The organism is Thermus parvatiensis, assembly GCF_001535545.1.
In the GTDB taxonomy this organism is placed as follows: Bacteria; Deinococcota; Deinococci; order Deinococcales; family Thermaceae; genus Thermus; species Thermus parvatiensis.
This window is the reverse complement of the sequence record NZ_CP014141.1, coordinates 305658-319046: the sequence shown is the minus strand read 5'-3', so window position 1 is coordinate 319046 and position 13389 is coordinate 305658. Positions and strand designations below refer to the sequence as shown.

Annotated in this window: 15 protein-coding genes and 5 pseudogenes; 12 read left to right on the top strand and 8 right to left on the bottom strand. The window is 68.7% G+C overall.

Going from position 1 to position 13389, the window contains the following annotated elements; all coding sequences use genetic code 11:
* The first annotated feature begins 3 nt into the window (after positions 1-3).
* From AV541_RS11945 to AV541_RS01780, 6 genes and pseudogenes are all read left to right on the top strand, one after another.
* Complete coding sequence (locus tag AV541_RS11945; protein ID WP_008632315.1) at positions 4-1128, top strand: transposase; 1125 nt, start codon at positions 4-6, stop codon at positions 1126-1128.
* Positions 1121-1189, top strand: a pseudogene (locus tag AV541_RS13465) (hypothetical protein); the annotation flags it as partial. The gene AV541_RS11945 and the pseudogene AV541_RS13465, both read left to right, overlap by 8 nt.
* Positions 1190-1204: 15 nt before the next feature.
* Positions 1205-1342, top strand: a complete 138-nt coding sequence (locus tag AV541_RS11940; RefSeq protein ID WP_238530149.1) for a restriction endonuclease subunit S — start codon at positions 1205-1207, stop codon at positions 1340-1342.
* A pseudogene (locus AV541_RS11935) lies at positions 1342-2696 on the top strand (type I restriction endonuclease subunit R); the annotation flags it as partial. The gene AV541_RS11940 and the pseudogene AV541_RS11935, both read left to right, overlap by 1 nt.
* On the top strand, positions 2694-4238 hold the full coding sequence (locus tag AV541_RS11930; RefSeq protein WP_420855388.1) for a type I restriction enzyme subunit R domain-containing protein: 1545 nt from the start codon (positions 2694-2696) through the stop codon (positions 4236-4238). The pseudogene AV541_RS11935 and the gene AV541_RS11930, both read left to right, overlap by 3 nt.
* Complete coding sequence (locus tag AV541_RS01780) at positions 4235-4561, top strand: M48 metallopeptidase family protein (RefSeq protein ID WP_008633701.1); 327 nt, start codon at positions 4235-4237, stop codon at positions 4559-4561. The genes AV541_RS11930 and AV541_RS01780 overlap by 4 nt, the downstream gene beginning before the upstream one ends.
* Here the strand turns inward: AV541_RS01780 and AV541_RS12980 are convergent.
* From AV541_RS12980 to ispF, 5 genes are all read right to left on the bottom strand, one after another.
* Entirely contained in the window at positions 4558-4686 is a 129-nt protein-coding gene (locus AV541_RS12980) for a hypothetical protein (RefSeq protein ID WP_276325498.1), read from the bottom strand. The two genes, AV541_RS01780 and AV541_RS12980, sit on opposite strands and share 4 nt — an antisense overlap.
* An 834-nt stretch (positions 4687-5520) precedes the next feature.
* Positions 5521-5847 (bottom strand): NifB/NifX family molybdenum-iron cluster-binding protein, encoded by a 327-nt coding sequence (locus AV541_RS01770; RefSeq protein WP_008633714.1) that lies wholly within the window; start codon positions 5845-5847, stop codon positions 5521-5523.
* Positions 5848-5875: 28 nt separating this feature from the next.
* Entirely contained in the window at positions 5876-6349 is a 474-nt protein-coding gene (gene moaC / locus AV541_RS01765; RefSeq protein WP_008633715.1) for a cyclic pyranopterin monophosphate synthase MoaC, read from the bottom strand.
* 9 nt (positions 6350-6358) lie between these two features.
* On the bottom strand, positions 6359-6958 hold the full coding sequence (locus AV541_RS01760; protein ID WP_008633717.1) for a trimeric intracellular cation channel family protein: 600 nt from the start codon (positions 6956-6958) through the stop codon (positions 6359-6361).
* Complete coding sequence (ispF, locus tag AV541_RS01755) at positions 6951-7409, bottom strand: 2-C-methyl-D-erythritol 2,4-cyclodiphosphate synthase (RefSeq protein WP_060384106.1); 459 nt, start codon at positions 7407-7409, stop codon at positions 6951-6953. The genes AV541_RS01760 and ispF overlap by 8 nt, the downstream gene beginning before the upstream one ends.
* Positions 7410-7425: 16 nt before the next feature.
* Here ispF and AV541_RS01750 point away from each other — a divergent pair, with 16 nt between their 5' ends.
* Positions 7426-7983, top strand: a complete 558-nt coding sequence (locus tag AV541_RS01750) for an HD domain-containing protein (protein ID WP_014630273.1) — start codon at positions 7426-7428, stop codon at positions 7981-7983.
* Between the two features lie 58 nt (positions 7984-8041).
* Positions 8042-8362, top strand: a complete 321-nt coding sequence (locus AV541_RS01745; protein WP_038035626.1) for an FUN14 domain-containing protein — start codon at positions 8042-8044, stop codon at positions 8360-8362.
* Here AV541_RS01745 and AV541_RS01740 read toward each other — a convergent pair.
* Together AV541_RS01740 and AV541_RS01735 are read right to left on the bottom strand one after the other, a co-directional pair.
* Positions 8349-9417 (bottom strand): annotated as a pseudogene (locus tag AV541_RS01740) (YbfB/YjiJ family MFS transporter). The gene AV541_RS01745 and the pseudogene AV541_RS01740 sit on opposite strands and share 14 nt — an antisense overlap.
* Positions 9407-9733 (bottom strand): nucleotide pyrophosphohydrolase, encoded by a 327-nt coding sequence (locus AV541_RS01735; protein WP_008633725.1) that lies wholly within the window; start codon positions 9731-9733, stop codon positions 9407-9409. Before AV541_RS01735 ends, AV541_RS01740 begins: the two are co-directional and overlap by 11 nt.
* 166 nt (positions 9734-9899) lie before the next feature.
* Between AV541_RS01735 and mgsA the strand changes: the two genes are divergently transcribed.
* The 4 genes and pseudogenes from mgsA to AV541_RS01715 all read left to right on the top strand — a co-directional run bounded on the left by mgsA (position 9900) and on the right by AV541_RS01715 (position 13277).
* Positions 9900-10280, top strand: a complete 381-nt coding sequence (gene mgsA / locus AV541_RS01730) for a methylglyoxal synthase (protein WP_008633728.1) — start codon at positions 9900-9902, stop codon at positions 10278-10280.
* A gap of 59 nt (positions 10281-10339) precedes the next feature.
* Positions 10340-10756: an NUDIX hydrolase gene (locus AV541_RS01725; RefSeq protein WP_008633730.1), complete on the top strand. Its 417-nt coding sequence runs from the start codon at positions 10340-10342 to the stop codon at positions 10754-10756.
* A gap of 10 nt (positions 10757-10766) precedes the next feature.
* Positions 10767-11986: pseudogene (thiI, locus tag AV541_RS01720) on the top strand (tRNA uracil 4-sulfurtransferase ThiI).
* Complete coding sequence (locus tag AV541_RS01715; protein WP_060384105.1) at positions 11973-13277, top strand: amidase; 1305 nt, start codon at positions 11973-11975, stop codon at positions 13275-13277. Before thiI ends, AV541_RS01715 begins: the two are co-directional and overlap by 14 nt.
* Here the strand turns inward: AV541_RS01715 and AV541_RS11925 are convergent.
* Positions 13250-13376 (bottom strand): annotated as a pseudogene (locus AV541_RS11925) (GNAT family N-acetyltransferase); the annotation flags it as partial. The gene AV541_RS01715 and the pseudogene AV541_RS11925 sit on opposite strands and share 28 nt — an antisense overlap.
* Positions 13377-13389: the final 13 nt, after the last annotated feature.

The following is a 13389-nucleotide window of genomic DNA, read 5'->3' as shown; positions in this document are numbered from 1 at the left end:
GTGGTGCGGGGCGCCTTGGCCGCAGGCTCAGCCCGGGTGAGCGAGATGGTGGCCTCGCTCCCTTCTCCCCTCCAGAACCGCTTCCACCAGGCCAAAGCCCTTTACCGCTTCCTGTCCAACCCACGGGTGGAGGCAGAAGCCCTCCTTGACCGGGTCTATCAGGAGAGCGCGACTGCTCTGGAGGGTGAGGAGGTTCTGGTCCTCCTGGACCTGAGCCCGGTGGCCAAGCCCTATGCCCGGGCCCTGGAGGGGATAGCCCGGGTGGGGAAGGATAGGCGGCCCGGGTACGAGCTCCTCACCGCCCTGGGGTTGGACCCCGCGGGGCGGCTGGCCCTGGGGTACGCCCACCTGGTGGCCTACGGGGAGAGGGGGTTTGCCAGCCTGCCCAAGGAGGTGGAGGGAGCCATTGAGGCGGCCCGGGAGCGATTGGGGGGCGTGGGCAGGAGGCTGGTGTATGTGGCGGACCGGGGGTTTGACGACCGGAAGGTGTTTGGGCAGGTGCTGGCCCTGGGGGAGGAGTTCGTGGTGCGGGTCTACCGGGACCGGAAGCTTGGGGAGGGGGGTTCTCTGGCGAAGGTGGCTTCTTCCCTGGCCCTTCCCTGTGGGGAGGAGGTGGAGCTGAGGGTAGGGGGCAGGTACCAGCGGGTGCGGCTCCACTTCGGATGGAGGGAGGTGGAGGTGGAGGGGAGGCGGCTCCACCTGGTGGTCTGCCGGGTGCCAGCCCTGGGGCGGCGTGGGGAGTGGTGGCTACTGACCAGCTTGCCGGTGAGGGGGAGGGAGGAGGCGGCGCAGGTGGTGGAGGCGTACCGCAGGCGGTGGGAGGTGGAGCGGTTCTTCCGGCTTTTGAAGACGGGGCTGGGGCTTGAGACCTTCCAGGTGCGGGGGCTTGCCCGGATCCGGAAGGTGGTGGCGGTTTTGCTGGGGCTGGCGGTGTTCCTTTGGGAAGTTGAGCGGTTGGGGGATCCGTTCAAGGGGTTTCTTTTGCAGCTCGGGGGCAAGCTGGGGCTGCCCAGCGAGAGGGATGGTCCGTACCTGCTCCTGAGGGGCCTGGTTCGCCTGCTCAACTATGAAGTCACCCAAGAACTCTTGAAGCAGGCTAAGGGAGGGCGAGGAAGGAGTTTTGGGTAAAGCCCTGTTGGAACGTGTCCCCATCCCATTCCCCCCTCCTTCCGAACAACGCGAAATTGCCTGCATGCTACGCGAGGTGGACCGCAAGATCGAGGCCGAGGAAGCTCGATTGCAGGCCCTAGATACCTTGTACAAGACATTGCTCCACCTTCTCATGACCGGCAAAATGCGTGTAAAGGACCTGCCCATGCCCGAGACGAAGGGAGTGACGTGATGCCTCTCGGCGGTGAACGCGGCGCAGTGCAGAACCCCCTCATCCGCTACGCCGTGGAGGCCGGCTGGACGTACCTCCCGCCGGATGAGGCCCTACGCCTGCGGCGGGGCGAGACAGGCATCGTGCTGCACGAGGTCCTGATCCGGCAACTCCAGCGGCTCAACCCCGGCGTGGTGGATGACGCGGTGAAGGCGGAGGAAGTCGCCGGGCGGCTGACCCGTGTCATGCCCAGCATCGAGGGCAACCTCCAGGCCTGGGAGTGGCTGAAGGGCCTGAAGACGGTCTTCGTGGAGGCCGAGCGCCGGGAGAAGAACCTGCGCCTTTTGGACACGGAGCGCCCGGAGGTCAACACCTTCCACATCACCGACGAGTTCCGCTTCACCAACGGCCGCTTTCGCATCCGGGCCGATGTGGTCCTCTTGGTGAACGGCATCCCCGTGGTGGTGGTGGAGACCAAGGCCGCCACCAAAGAGGAGGGTATCACCGAGGCTTGGGACCAGATTCGGCGCTACCATGAAGAGGGTCCCGAGCTCATGGCCCTGGCCCAGCTTTTCGCCCTCACCCACCTGGTGCAGTTCTTCTACGGCCCCACCTGGAACCTCAGCCGGAAGGCCCTCCTCAACTGGCGGGACGAGGCGGCGGGGGATTTTGAAACCCTGGTCAAGACCTTCGTGGCCCCAAGCCGGCTCCTTAGCGTGCTTCGCGACTACATCCTTTTTGTGCGCAAGGACGGGGAGCTTTCCAAGGCGGTCCTCCGCCCCCACCAGATGCGGGCTGTGGAGAAAGTCCTCGCCCGCTGCCAGGACCTCAAAAAGCGCCGCGGCCTCGTCTGGCACACCCAGGGCTCGGGCAAGACCTACACCATGCTCACCGTGGCCAAGCGCCTTTTGGAGGACCCCCACTTTCAAAACCCCACCGTGCTTTTGGTGGTGGACCGGAACGAGCTCCAGCAGCAGCTTTTCCAGAACCTCGAGGCCGTGGGCTTCGGCCACGTGCACGAGGCCAAGAGCAAGCGCCACCTCCGCCAGCTCCTAAAGAACGACACCCGGGGCCTCATCGTCACCATGATTCACAAGTTTGACGACGCGGACGCCAACCTCAATACCCGTTCCAACATCTTTGTGCTGGTGGACGAGGCCCACCGCTCCACCGGGGGGATTTGGGCAACTACCTGATGGGCGCCCTGCCTAACGCCACCTTCATCGGCTTCACCGGCACCCCCATTGACAAAAGCGCCCACGGCAAAGGCACCTTCAAGGTCTTTGGCGGGGAGGACCCTAGGGGCTACCTGGACAAGTACTCCATCCGGGAGTCCATCGCCGACGGCACCACCGTGCCCCTCTACTACCAGATGGCCCCCAACGACCTGGTGGTGGACCGGGAGACCATGGAGCGGGAGTTTTGGGCCGCTGCTGAGCTGGAGGGTGTGGCCGACATTGAGGAGATCAACCGGGTCTTGGACCGGGCCGTCACCCTCAAAAACATGCTCAAGAACCGGGAGCGGGTGGACAAGATCGCCCGCTTCGTGGCCGAGCACTTCCGTAAGTACGTCCAGCCCATGGGTTACAAGGCCTTCCTGGTGGCGGTGGACCGCGAGGCCTGCGCCCTCTATAAGGAGGCCCTGGACCGCTACCTGCCGCAGGAGATGAGCCAGGTGGTCATCAGCCGTGGGCATAACGACCCGCCTGCCTTGCGCCGTTACCACCTGACGGACGAGGAAGAAGCGCAGGTGCGCAAAACGTTTCGCAGACCGGACGAGAACCCCCAGATCCTCATCGTCACGGAAAAGCTTCTCACCGGCTACGATGCCCCCATCCTCTACTGCATGTACCTGGACAAGCCCATGCGGGACCACGTGCTCCTCCAGGCCATCGCCCGGGTCAACCGCCCCTACGAGGACGAACAAGGGCGGCGCAAGACGAATGGGCTCATCGTGGACTTCGTGGGGGTTTTCGCCAACTTGGAGCGGGCCTTGGCCTTTGACTCCCAGGACGTGGAGGGGGTGGTTGAGGGCTTGGAGGTGCTCAAGGAGCACTTTGCCCGCCTGATGGAAAGGGGGCGGCAGGCCTATTTCCCCCTTGTCCGGGGCCAAGGCGGCGACAAGGCGGCGGAAGCGGTCTTAGAGCACTTCCGGGACAGGGAGGAGCGGGAGGCCTTTTACGCCTACTTCCGCGAGCTGGAAGAGGTCTACGAGATCCTCTCCCCCGACGCCTTCTTGCGGCCTTACCTCGAGGACTACCAGACCCTGGTGGAAATTTACCGGCTGTTGCGGAGCGCCTACGAGCCCCATGTTCCGGTGGACAAGTCCTTCCTGCGCAAGACGGCGGAGATCGTCCAGAAGCACACAGCTACCCCCGGGGTGGGGGAACTCACGGAAACCCACGTCCTTGACATAGCGGCCCTGCTCGCCCTCGGGAGCAAAGACGCCCCCGACACGGTCAAGGTCTTCAATCTGCTCAGGGCCCTCCACCACCTGGTGGAGGCCAAGGGGCGGGAAGCGCCCTACCTCATCCCCATCGGGGAGCGGGCCGAGGCCATCCGCCGCGCCTTCGAGGAGCGCCAAGTGAACAGCCGGCAGGCCCTGGCCGAACTGGAAGCCCTGGTGCAAAGCCTGGGCGAGGCCGAAGAAGAGCGCCGCCAAAGCCACCTGTCGCCCGAGGCCTTTGCCGTGGCCTGGTGGCTGCGGGTGCAGAAAGGGCTGGCGGCGGATCGGGCCCAGGCCATCGCAACCGCTGTCGACCCCCTCTTTCGGCAATATCCCCACTGGACGGTGAGCACGCGCCAGGAAGGTGACCTGCGCAGGGCGCTTTACAAAGTCCTCATCGATCACGGCATCCGCGAGGTGGTGGCCTGGGCCGACGAGCTACTCACCCTGCTAAGGAGGGCCGCCGCATGAGGCCCACTTCTCCCCTGCAAGAGGCGGTCAGCCGCGACGTCCTGGTCGCCGAGGTGTGGGCCTGGGCCCGCCGCATCGGCGTGGAAGACCGCCTGCGCGAGGTGCATGTGCGCCCCATGAAGCGCAAATGGGCCAGCGTCTCCACCCGGGGACGGCTTACCTTGAACGCTGAGCTGTTTCGCCAGCCGGCGGCGTTCCGTCGGGAGGTGATCGTCCACGAGCTGGTGCATCTCAAGCTCAACCAGGGGGCGCACACGAAGCTTTTCCGCGCCTTGGTGAAGGCGTATCTGGCCCAGGCCCTCGAGGCGCAAGGTCCGCTTTAAAGCCTCCTTCCAAGGCCTAAAATGCCCTTGTGGGCCCCGGCTTCCACCGCGCTTACGCGGGCCGCCTCGCCTGGCGGTACCGCTTTCTCCTTGCCACGCTCCTTGCCCTCCTTGGGCTTCTCCATCCGCTTTTCGCCCTCCTTTCTCCCTTGGGGCTTCTGGTTCCAAGCCGCCTCTTGGAGGGTAGGGCCCTAAGGGAGATCGCCCGGATAAGCCTCGCTTACCCCACGGCCTTGGCCTACGGGGAGGAAAGGCTTTGGGCCGAGGCAAGGAGGGTCCCGGCGAGGCTTCCCCCCTTCCCCTGGGGCCTCCTCCTGGCCTACGGGCTGGCGCTCTTTCTTGCCTTAGGGTTCCACCTGGCGAGGCCCGCCCCCCTCCCCTTCCCCAGCCCCGCCGGGGCGGAAAGGGTGGCCCCCCTATCCCGGGAAGACCAGGCCCAAGACGGGGCCGCCGGGAAAGAGGCGGCCCAGAGCGGGGCGAAGAGCGAAGGCCAGGCCGCTCCCTCGGAGGGCGAGGAGCAGGCCGCCCCTTCGCAGGGGAGGGAGCAGGGCGCCCCCTCGGAAGCTCCCGGGGAAGGCGCCCCCCAGGCCGAGGGCCCAAGCCCCGCCCGGCCTAAGGAAGGCGCCCCCGCCCGGGCCCTCCCCGGGACCGGAAGCCCGGGGGAAGAGGCCGGGCCTGCGGAAGCCCCCCCTAGGGAGGACGGAGGAGGCCAGGAGACGCCTTTGCCCCAGGCCTCGAGGCGGGGGCCCAACGCGGGGGGCGCCCTGGGGGAGAAAGAGGGCAGCCTCACCCCCACCCAGGCCCAAGGGCCGGAAGTGGGGCTTTTGGGCGAAGGAGAGGACGGGGACAAGGCCGCCCTCCCCTCCCCCTGGCCTGGGGGCCAGCCCCCGGAGAAGGTGCGCCGGGGGGTGGAGGTCTACCTGGAGAAGACCCTCCTCCCCCCGAGGCCCGGGAGCTCCTTAAGCGCTACTTCTCTCCTTGAGGCGGGAGAGGGCCTCTTCCAGGGAGACCGCCCCCACCTCCACCCGGTCGGCCACGGGAAAAGCCCCCAAAGAGCCCCCGTGGCCGAAGCGGGCCCCCACTTTGAGGGCCACGTCCTTGAGGAGTTCCCGCATCTTGGCGTGCTTCTCCTCCCCGTGCTCCTTGGCGTAGGGGTTTTCCCGGATTTCCAAAAGCCGGAGTTCCTCCTCGGGCCCCACCTCGTAGATGGCGTACCGGGGGGCGTGGCCGAAGGGGCCGGGGTAGACCCGCTCCCCCTCCTTGGTTAAGGCGATGGCGATCCGCATATCCTCAGAATACACCCCTGGGGTAGGACTATTCCTCCCTGCGCCACTCCCCGCTCTTACCCCCCGCCTTGTGGAGGAGCTGGACCTTAGAGATTACAAGCCCCTTGGAGGCCGCCTTGAGCATGTCGTACACGGTGAGGGCGGCGACAGCGCAGGCGGTCATGGCCTCCATCTCCACCCCCGTTTCCGCCTTGGTCTTCGCCGTGGCCTCCACGCGCACGCGCCTCGCCTCCTTAAGGAGCTCCACCTTGACCTCCACCCCGGTGAGGGGCAAGGGGTGGCAGAGGGGGATGAGGTCCGCCGTCCTCTTGGCGGCCATGATCCCGGCGAGCTGGGCCACGAAAAGGGGGTCTCCCTTCCCCACCCCGCCCTTTTCCAGGGCGGAAAGGGCCTCCTCCGTAAGCTCCACGAAGGCCTCGGCGGTGGCGGTGCGGAAGGTCTTGTCCTTTTCCGTCACGTCCACCATGTGGGGCTTCCCATCCTTGAAGTGGGTAAGGTCCATGCCCTGAGTCTATCCCCTCGGGGTGGGGAGCCTCAGGCCAAGCCTCCGGCCGAAGAGGCGGAGGGCCATGGTGGTCCCGGCGCCCAGGAAGAGGGCCAGGCCCGGCCCCAAGGGGTAGGCCAGATAGACCACCCAGGCCCCGAGGAGGGCCGCCGAGGCGTAGAGGTCCCCCGCCCGGTAGAGAATCCCAGGCACCTCCCCCGAGAGCACGTCCCTTAAGACCCCGCCCCCCACCCCAGAGAGGGTGCCCGCCAAGGCCACCCCGAAGGGCCCAAGCCCCGCCTGCAGGCCCCGCTCCGCCCCCAAGGCGGCGAAGAGGCCAAGGCCTAGGGTGTCCAGGTAGTAGATGAGGGGCCCGAGGGCCTGCACCCGGGGGTGGAAGCGGAAGACCAGAAGCCCCACCAGGACCACGCTCCAGAGAAGGGGCTCGTTCCTCAGGGCGGTGGGGGGCAGGGTGCCCACCAGGACGTCCCGGATGGACCCACCCCCCACCGCGGTCACCGTGGCCAGGACCAGGACCCCGAGAAGGTCAAACCCCTTCTCCACCCCCTTGAGGGCCCCGGTGGCGGCGAAGACCAGGGTGCCGAGCCAGACCAGGGCCTCAACCATCCAAAAGCACCACCGCCCGGGCCTGGACGTGGGAAGGCGCCAGGCCCTCCGAGGTCTTGAAGGTGAGGCCGATGCGGTCCTGGGGAAGGCCTAGGAGGCGGGCGAGGTTCTCCACCATGGCCTCGCGGTAGGGGTCGAGCTTAGGCCGGTCCAGGATGAGAACAAGGCTTGCCTGAACCAGCCTCCCCCCCCGGGCTTCCACGAGGCGGAGGGCCTCCCGGAGAAAGACCTCGCTCCGTTCGCCCCGCCAGCGGGGGTCGGTGTCGGGGAAGAGGAGGCCGATGTCCCCAAGGCCGTAGGCGGAAAGGAGGGCGTCGGTGAGGGCGTGGAGGGCGGCGTCCCCATCGGAGTGGGCCAGGGCCCCCACGGGGCTTGGAATGAGGAGGCCGCAGAGGTAAAGCGGCCTCCCCTCCTCCAGGCGGTGGCTGTCCTCGCCGTAGCCGATGCGCATGGATATACTTTAGGGCATGCCGAGCTTTGAGGAAGCCCTCGCCCTCATGGAGGCCTGGACGGAAAGCGCCTCCCTGAGACGGCACATGCGGGCGGTGGAGGTGGCCATGCGGGCCTACGCCCGCCGCTATGGGGAGGACGAGGAGCTTTGGGCCATCGCCGGCGTCCTCCACGACATGGACTACGAGAAGTACCCCGAGGAGCATCCCTACAGGGCCGTGGAGGAGCTTAGGCGCCTGGGCTACCCCGAGGAGGTCCTCGAGGCCATCCTGGGCCACGCCAGCTACACCGGCACCCCCCGCAGAACCCGCATGGCCAAGGCCCTCTTCGCCGTGGACGAGCTCACGGGCCTCATCACCGCCGCGGTGTACGTACGGCCGGACCGGTCCATCCTGGGCCTGGAGCTCCCCAGCCTCAAGAAGAAGTTCAAGGACAAGGCCTTCGCCAAGGGGGTGAACCGGGAGGAGATCCGGCTTGGGGCCGAGGAGCTCGGGGTGCCCCTGGAAGAGCACATGGCCTTCGTCCTCGAGGCCATGAAGCAGGAGGCCCGCCTCCTTGGCCTAGAGGGCGCCTAACGGCCCGGGCGCAAAAGGGCGCTTGCCCCGCCGCCCTCCCCGCGCTAGGGTGGGAACCGTGGAGCTACCCGACCTCACCCCCTACCTGGGCCAGATCACCTTTGGCGGCCTCGCCGGCTACGCCGTGGGCTACGCCCTGAAGAAGGTGGGGCGGCTTCTGGCCATCGCCCTCGGCCTCCTCTTCGTGGCCCTCCAGCTCCTGGCCCAGGCGGGCTACGTGGAGGTGGACTGGACCCGGATCCAGCGGGACGTGGAGCCCCTTTTGCAACAGCCCGCCCTCCAAAACCTTTGGGACAGGCTCCTCGCCACCCTCACCTACAACCTCCCCTTCGGCGCGAGCTTCGTGGGCGGCCTCGTCCTGGGCCTCAGGGCCGGCTGAGCCAAGCCACCCCCAGGGCGAGCAGAAGGAGCCCAGCCGAGGCCCAAAGGGCCCCCACCCCCGAGCCCACGGCCTCGGCCGCCAGGCCGGAAAGCCCCGGGCCTAAGGCCTGCCCCAGGGCGAAGGCGGCGGTGGAAAGCCCCATGGCCCGGGGCCAGGCCGGAGGCGGCAGGACCGCCCGGAAGGCCTGGGTGATGGCGGTGATCACCCCGAGGAAGGAAAGGCCGAAGAGGAAGGCGCTCAAGGGGAGGAGGTGGAGGGCGAGGGGCGGGAGGCTCCCGAGGAAGAGCAGGGAAAGGACGTGCACAAGCCCCCGCCTTCCCCCCACCCGCTCCACCCAGGGCCCCCAGAAAAGGCCGGTGAAAAGCGCCCCCACGCCCAAAAGGCCGAAGAGAAGGGCCCAGTCGCCCACCGCCGTGGTGACGAAGGTCATGTAGCCGATGTACCCCGCCCCGTAGAGGCCGTAGGCCCAGAGGAGGGCACGGACGGGCCCGAGGTCCCCCTTCCCCCTTACCGGGGGCGGGGGCTCTTGGAGGAGGGGAAGGGCGGGAAGGGCAAAGAGCCCCAGGGCCCCGGCGCCAAGCCCCAGCCGGACCCAGGCCACGGCGGGGTCCTGGACGGCAAGGAGGAGCCAAGGCCCCAGGAGAAGCCCGAGCCCCACGCCCCCGTAGTAGGCGCCAAGCGCCCGGCCCGAGCGGCCCAAGGCCATGAGGAGGGCGGCCCCGCCCACGAAGATCCAGGCCCCGAGCACCCCCTGGACGAACCGGAGGAGGAGGGCGGGGAGGTACCCCGTCCCGGTGAGGGCGAGGACCGGCCCCTGGAGGAGGAGGGCCCCGTAGAAGCCCAGGCGGTAACCCACCCGGCCCCACACCAGGGGGCTGGAGAGGGCCCCGAGGAAGTAGCCCAGGGTGTTGGCGCTCCCGAGGAAGCCCGCCTCCGCATAGGAGAGCCCCCAGACGGCCTGCATCAGGGGCAGGACCAAGGCGTAGGCGAAGCGCCCGAGGCCAAGCCCCGCCGCAGGGCCCCAAGGCGAGGAGGAGGGCCCTAGCCGCCATCCTTAGGGGTCCAGCGCGAGCGGTCCCGGGCCCGGTACTTGGCCATGACCCGGCGGAAGGCGGCCTCGAGGTCCACCCCCTCCCGGTTCGCCAGGGAGATGAGGACGAAGAGCAGGTCGCCGAGCTCCTCAGCGAGGTCCCCCTCCGCCTCCCCCGGCTTCGGCGTCTTGCCGTGACGGTGGGCCAGGACCCGGGCAAGCTCGCCGAGCTCCTCCGCAAGACGGGCGAGCATCAGGAGGGGCGGGAAGTAGCCCTCCCGGAACGAGGAGATCCAGGCGTCCACCTCCTCCTGGGCTTCGCGGAAGGTGAGGGCCATGGGCTACCTCCCACCCCTGTTCCCGGCCCTAAGCGCCCCACCCCGGCTTTCGCCGCGGTGGGGTCTCCCCCAAGCCCCAGCCTGGGCGTCCCGTGTGGCGAAGCCAACCTGCGGACCTCCAAAACCCCAAAGCGCGCGCCCCATGCCCCAAGCCTACAATATGCCCATGAAGGCCCTGGCCCTCATCGCCCACGACGCCAAGAAGGACGAGATGGTGGCCTTTTGCCTGCGGCACAAGGACGTCCTGGCCCGCTACCCCCTACTCGCCACGGGGACCACGGGGGCCCGCATCCAGGAGGCCACGGGCCTTGCCGTGGAGCGGGTGCTCTCCGGTCCCTTGGGCGGGGACCTGCAGATCGGGGCCCGGGTGGCCGAGGGAAAGGTGTTGGCGGTGGTCTTCCTCCAGGACCCCTTGACCGCCAAGCCCCACGAACCGGACGTCCAGGCCCTGATGCGGGTCTGCAACGTGCACGGGGTGCCCCTGGCCACCAACTTGGTGGCGGCGGAGGCCCTCATCGCCTGGATCCGCAAGGAAGCCCCCCTATAGCGCGGCCGGAATTTGCGCCTCGGCCCCAATCCTGCTAGCCTAAGAAAGTGCGCGCCGGGATGCCCAGGAAGCGCTCCGTGGCCCTGGCCGCTTGGGGCGAGGAAGGGCTCCTCCTCGTCCTCCGCCCCCAGGACGACCCCGAGTTCGCCGGGGCCTGGGGGCTTCCCGCGGTGAGCCTCGAGGGGGAGGAGACCCTGGAGGAGGCCGCCTTAAGGGTCGCCCGGGAGAAGCTCGGCGCGGAGGTGGCCGAGGCCGGGCCCATAGCCTTCGGCGTGGAGGAGCGGCCCGGCTACACCCTGGAGCTTTGGGTCTACGAGGGAAAGCTTCTGGGAAGGCCCCGCCTCCCCGAGCCCAAGCCGGGCAAGACCTACTACGCGGCCTTCCGCTTCGGCCGGCCCGAGGAGCTTAAGGCGGCCGCGAGGCAAGGCTCCCTTTGCAGCCGGCTCTTCCTCGCAGTCAAGGGGCTTTGCCCCTAGAAAGGACGTCATGGAAACCCTGCTTCTCGTGCAACTCTTCCACGAGCTCGCCCTTAAGGGGAAAAACCGCCCCTTCTTCCTCAAGCGGGCCAAGGCCCACGTGCGGCGGGCCCTAAAGGGCCTGGGGGTGGCCCTCGAGGGGGAGTGGCCCATGGCCCTCCTCTTCCGCCTCCCCGAGGAGGCCTGGTCCGAGGCCAAGGCCCGCCTCCAGGACACCCTGGGGGTGGAAAGCTTCGCCCGGGTCTACAGGACCCCGCCCGACCTCGAGGCCCTGAAGGCCGCCCTAGAAAAGGCCCTGGAAGGCCAGGCCTTCGGGAGCTTCCGCATCACCGCCAAGCGCTCCGACAAGGCGTTTCCCCTCACCTCCCCGGAGATAGAACGGGCCCTCGGGGCCTTCGTGAAGGGGAAAACGGGCGCCCAGGTGCGGCTCAAGGGGGCGGAGCGGGAGTTCGTGGTGCGGGTGCTCCCCGGGGCGGCCCTCCTGGAGGTGGAGCGCCACCCGGGCCCCGGGGGCCTTCCCCCGGGGTCTCGGGGCGGGTGGTGGCCCTCCTCTCCGGGGGGATAGACTCTCCCGTGGCCGCCTACCGCCTCATGCGCCGGGGGGCGGAGGTGGTCCTCGTCCACTTCCACCCCTTCCCCCTCCTCTCGGGGGCGAGCCGGGAGAAGGCCAAGGCCCTCGCCGAGCGCTTGGCGCGCTTCCAGCACCGCCTGAGGCTCCACCTCGTCCCCTTCAGCGAGGTCCAGCGCCACATCATCGTGGAGGCCCCCACGGCCTACCGGGTGGTCCTCTACCGCCGCTACATGCTGAGGATCGCCGAGGCTATCGCCAGGGAAGAAGGGGCCCTCGCCCTTTGCACCGGGGACAGCCTAGGCCAGGTGGCCTCCCAGACCCTGGAGAACCTCCACGCCGTGAACCAGGCGGCCACCCTCCCCGTCTTCCGGCCCCTCATCGGGTGGGACAAAGAGGAGATCGTGGCCGAGGCCCAGAGGATCGGCACCTACGAAACCTCCATCCTCCCCGACGAGGAGTGCTGCACCCTCTTCGCCCCCAAGCACCCCGTGACCCGGGCGAGGCTGGAGGTGGTCCTAGAGACGGAGGCCCGCCTGCCCACGGAGGAGCTTTTGGCCCTGGCCCTAAAGGAGCGGGAGGTCCTCACCTACACCTGGCCCGGAAAGCCCCTACCCGAGGAGCCGGAAGGCGCTTTTATAATGGAGCATGGACCTGCTTGAAGCGAAGCGGCTTCTGGAGACCGGGGCCACCACCCCCATCGCCCTTTTGGAGGAGGCCCTGGAGCGGGCCAAGGCCTTCCAGGACCGGAACGCCCTCGCCTACCTGGACGAGGAGGCCGCCCGCAAGGAGGCCCTGGCCCTCACGGAGGAGCTCAGGCGGGGCCAGGTGCGGGGGCCTCTCCACGGCCTTCCCCTCACCATAAAGGACCTCTTCCCCGTGAAGGGGATGCCCACCCGGGCGGGGACGAAGGCCCCCCTCCCTCCCCTTCCCGAGGAGGCGAGGGCGGTGCGCCGCCTGAGGGAGGCCGGGGCCCTCCTCTTCGCCAAGACCAACATGCACGAGATCGCCCTGGGCATCACCGGGGAGAACCCCTGGACGGGCCCGGTGCGGAACGCCGTGGACCCCACCCGCCAGGCCGGGGGGTCTAGCGGCGGGAGCGCCGTGGCCGTGGCCTTAGGGATCGGCCTCGCCTCCCTGGGCACGGACACCGGGGGGTCCATCCGCATCCCCGCGGGCTTCAACGGGGTGGTGGGCTTCAAGCCCTCCTACGGCCGGGTGAGCCTGGAAGGGGCCCTTCCCCTCTCCCGCTCCACGGACCACGCCGGGCCCCTCACCCGGAGCGTGCGGGACGCCCACTTCCTCACGGAGATCCTGGCCGGGGAGAGCATCCCCTTGGAGGGCCCGCAGAACCCCACCTTTGGCGTGCCGCTGGACTTCCTGGAAGGGCGGCTCGGGGTGGAGGTACGAAAGGCCTTCCAGCGCCTGCTGGAAGACCTCCCCTCCTTGAGGGCCGAGGTGCGGGAAGTCGCCTTGCCCCTCCCCGGGGTCTACGAGGTCTACACCCGCCTGGTGCGCTACGAGGCGGCCCGCATCCACGAAAAGGCCCTGAAGGAGCACCCCGAGGGCTTCTCCCCTCAGGTACGGGAGGCCCTTTTGGCGGGGCTTGCCCTCACGGAAAAGGACTACCGGGATGCGGTGGCGGAACGGGAGGCCCTCCGGCTCCAGCTGGTCAAGGCCCTGCGGGGCGTGGACGCTCTCCTCCTTCCCGCCCAGCCTCTCCCCGCCCCTCCCTTGGGCACGGAGGAGGTGGAGCTGGAATCAGGGAGGAAGAGCCACCGGGAGGCCTTCATCACCCTCACCCTGCCCTTCAGCCTCCTTGGGGTACCCACCCTCACCCTACCCTTCGCCCGGGTGGAGGGGATGCCCGTGGGGCTTCAGGTGGTGGGCCCCTATGCGGAAGACGGCCGGGTGCTGGCCATTGGGGGGTGGCTCGAGGCCCGGCTCAGGTAGCGGTAGACCTCGGGGTCAAAGTGGCGCGGGAAGGTGGGCGAGGCTTAAGGGCTCCAAGCGCACGTACCGCCCCTCAAAGCGTTCGGGGAAGGCCCACATGAGGCCATTATGC

Coding starts and splice junctions, on each gene's coding strand:
- AV541_RS11930 (WP_420855388.1), top strand. CDS start 2,694: ATGGCCCCCAACGACCTGGTGGTGGACCGGGAGACCATGGAGCGGGAG.
- AV541_RS01780 (WP_008633701.1), top strand. CDS start 4,235: ATGAGGCCCACTTCTCCCCTGCAAGAGGCGGTCAGCCGCGACGTCCTG.
- AV541_RS12980 (WP_276325498.1), bottom strand. CDS start 4,686: ATGGAGAAGCCCAAGGAGGGCAAGGAGCGTGGCAAGGAGAAAGCGGTA.
- AV541_RS01770 (WP_008633714.1), bottom strand. CDS start 5,847: ATGCGGATCGCCATCGCCTTAACCAAGGAGGGGGAGCGGGTCTACCCC.
- moaC (WP_008633715.1), bottom strand. CDS start 6,349: ATGGACCTTACCCACTTCAAGGATGGGAAGCCCCACATGGTGGACGTG.
- AV541_RS01760 (WP_008633717.1), bottom strand. CDS start 6,958: ATGGTTGAGGCCCTGGTCTGGCTCGGCACCCTGGTCTTCGCCGCCACC.
- ispF (WP_060384106.1), bottom strand. CDS start 7,409: ATGCGCATCGGCTACGGCGAGGACAGCCACCGCCTGGAGGAGGGGAGG.
- AV541_RS01750 (WP_014630273.1), top strand. CDS start 7,426: ATGCCGAGCTTTGAGGAAGCCCTCGCCCTCATGGAGGCCTGGACGGAA.
- AV541_RS01735 (WP_008633725.1), bottom strand. CDS start 9,733: ATGGCCCTCACCTTCCGCGAAGCCCAGGAGGAGGTGGACGCCTGGATC.
- mgsA (WP_008633728.1), top strand. CDS start 9,900: ATGAAGGCCCTGGCCCTCATCGCCCACGACGCCAAGAAGGACGAGATG.
- AV541_RS01725 (WP_008633730.1), top strand. CDS start 10,340: ATGCCCAGGAAGCGCTCCGTGGCCCTGGCCGCTTGGGGCGAGGAAGGG.
- AV541_RS01715 (WP_060384105.1), top strand. CDS start 11,973: ATGGACCTGCTTGAAGCGAAGCGGCTTCTGGAGACCGGGGCCACCACC.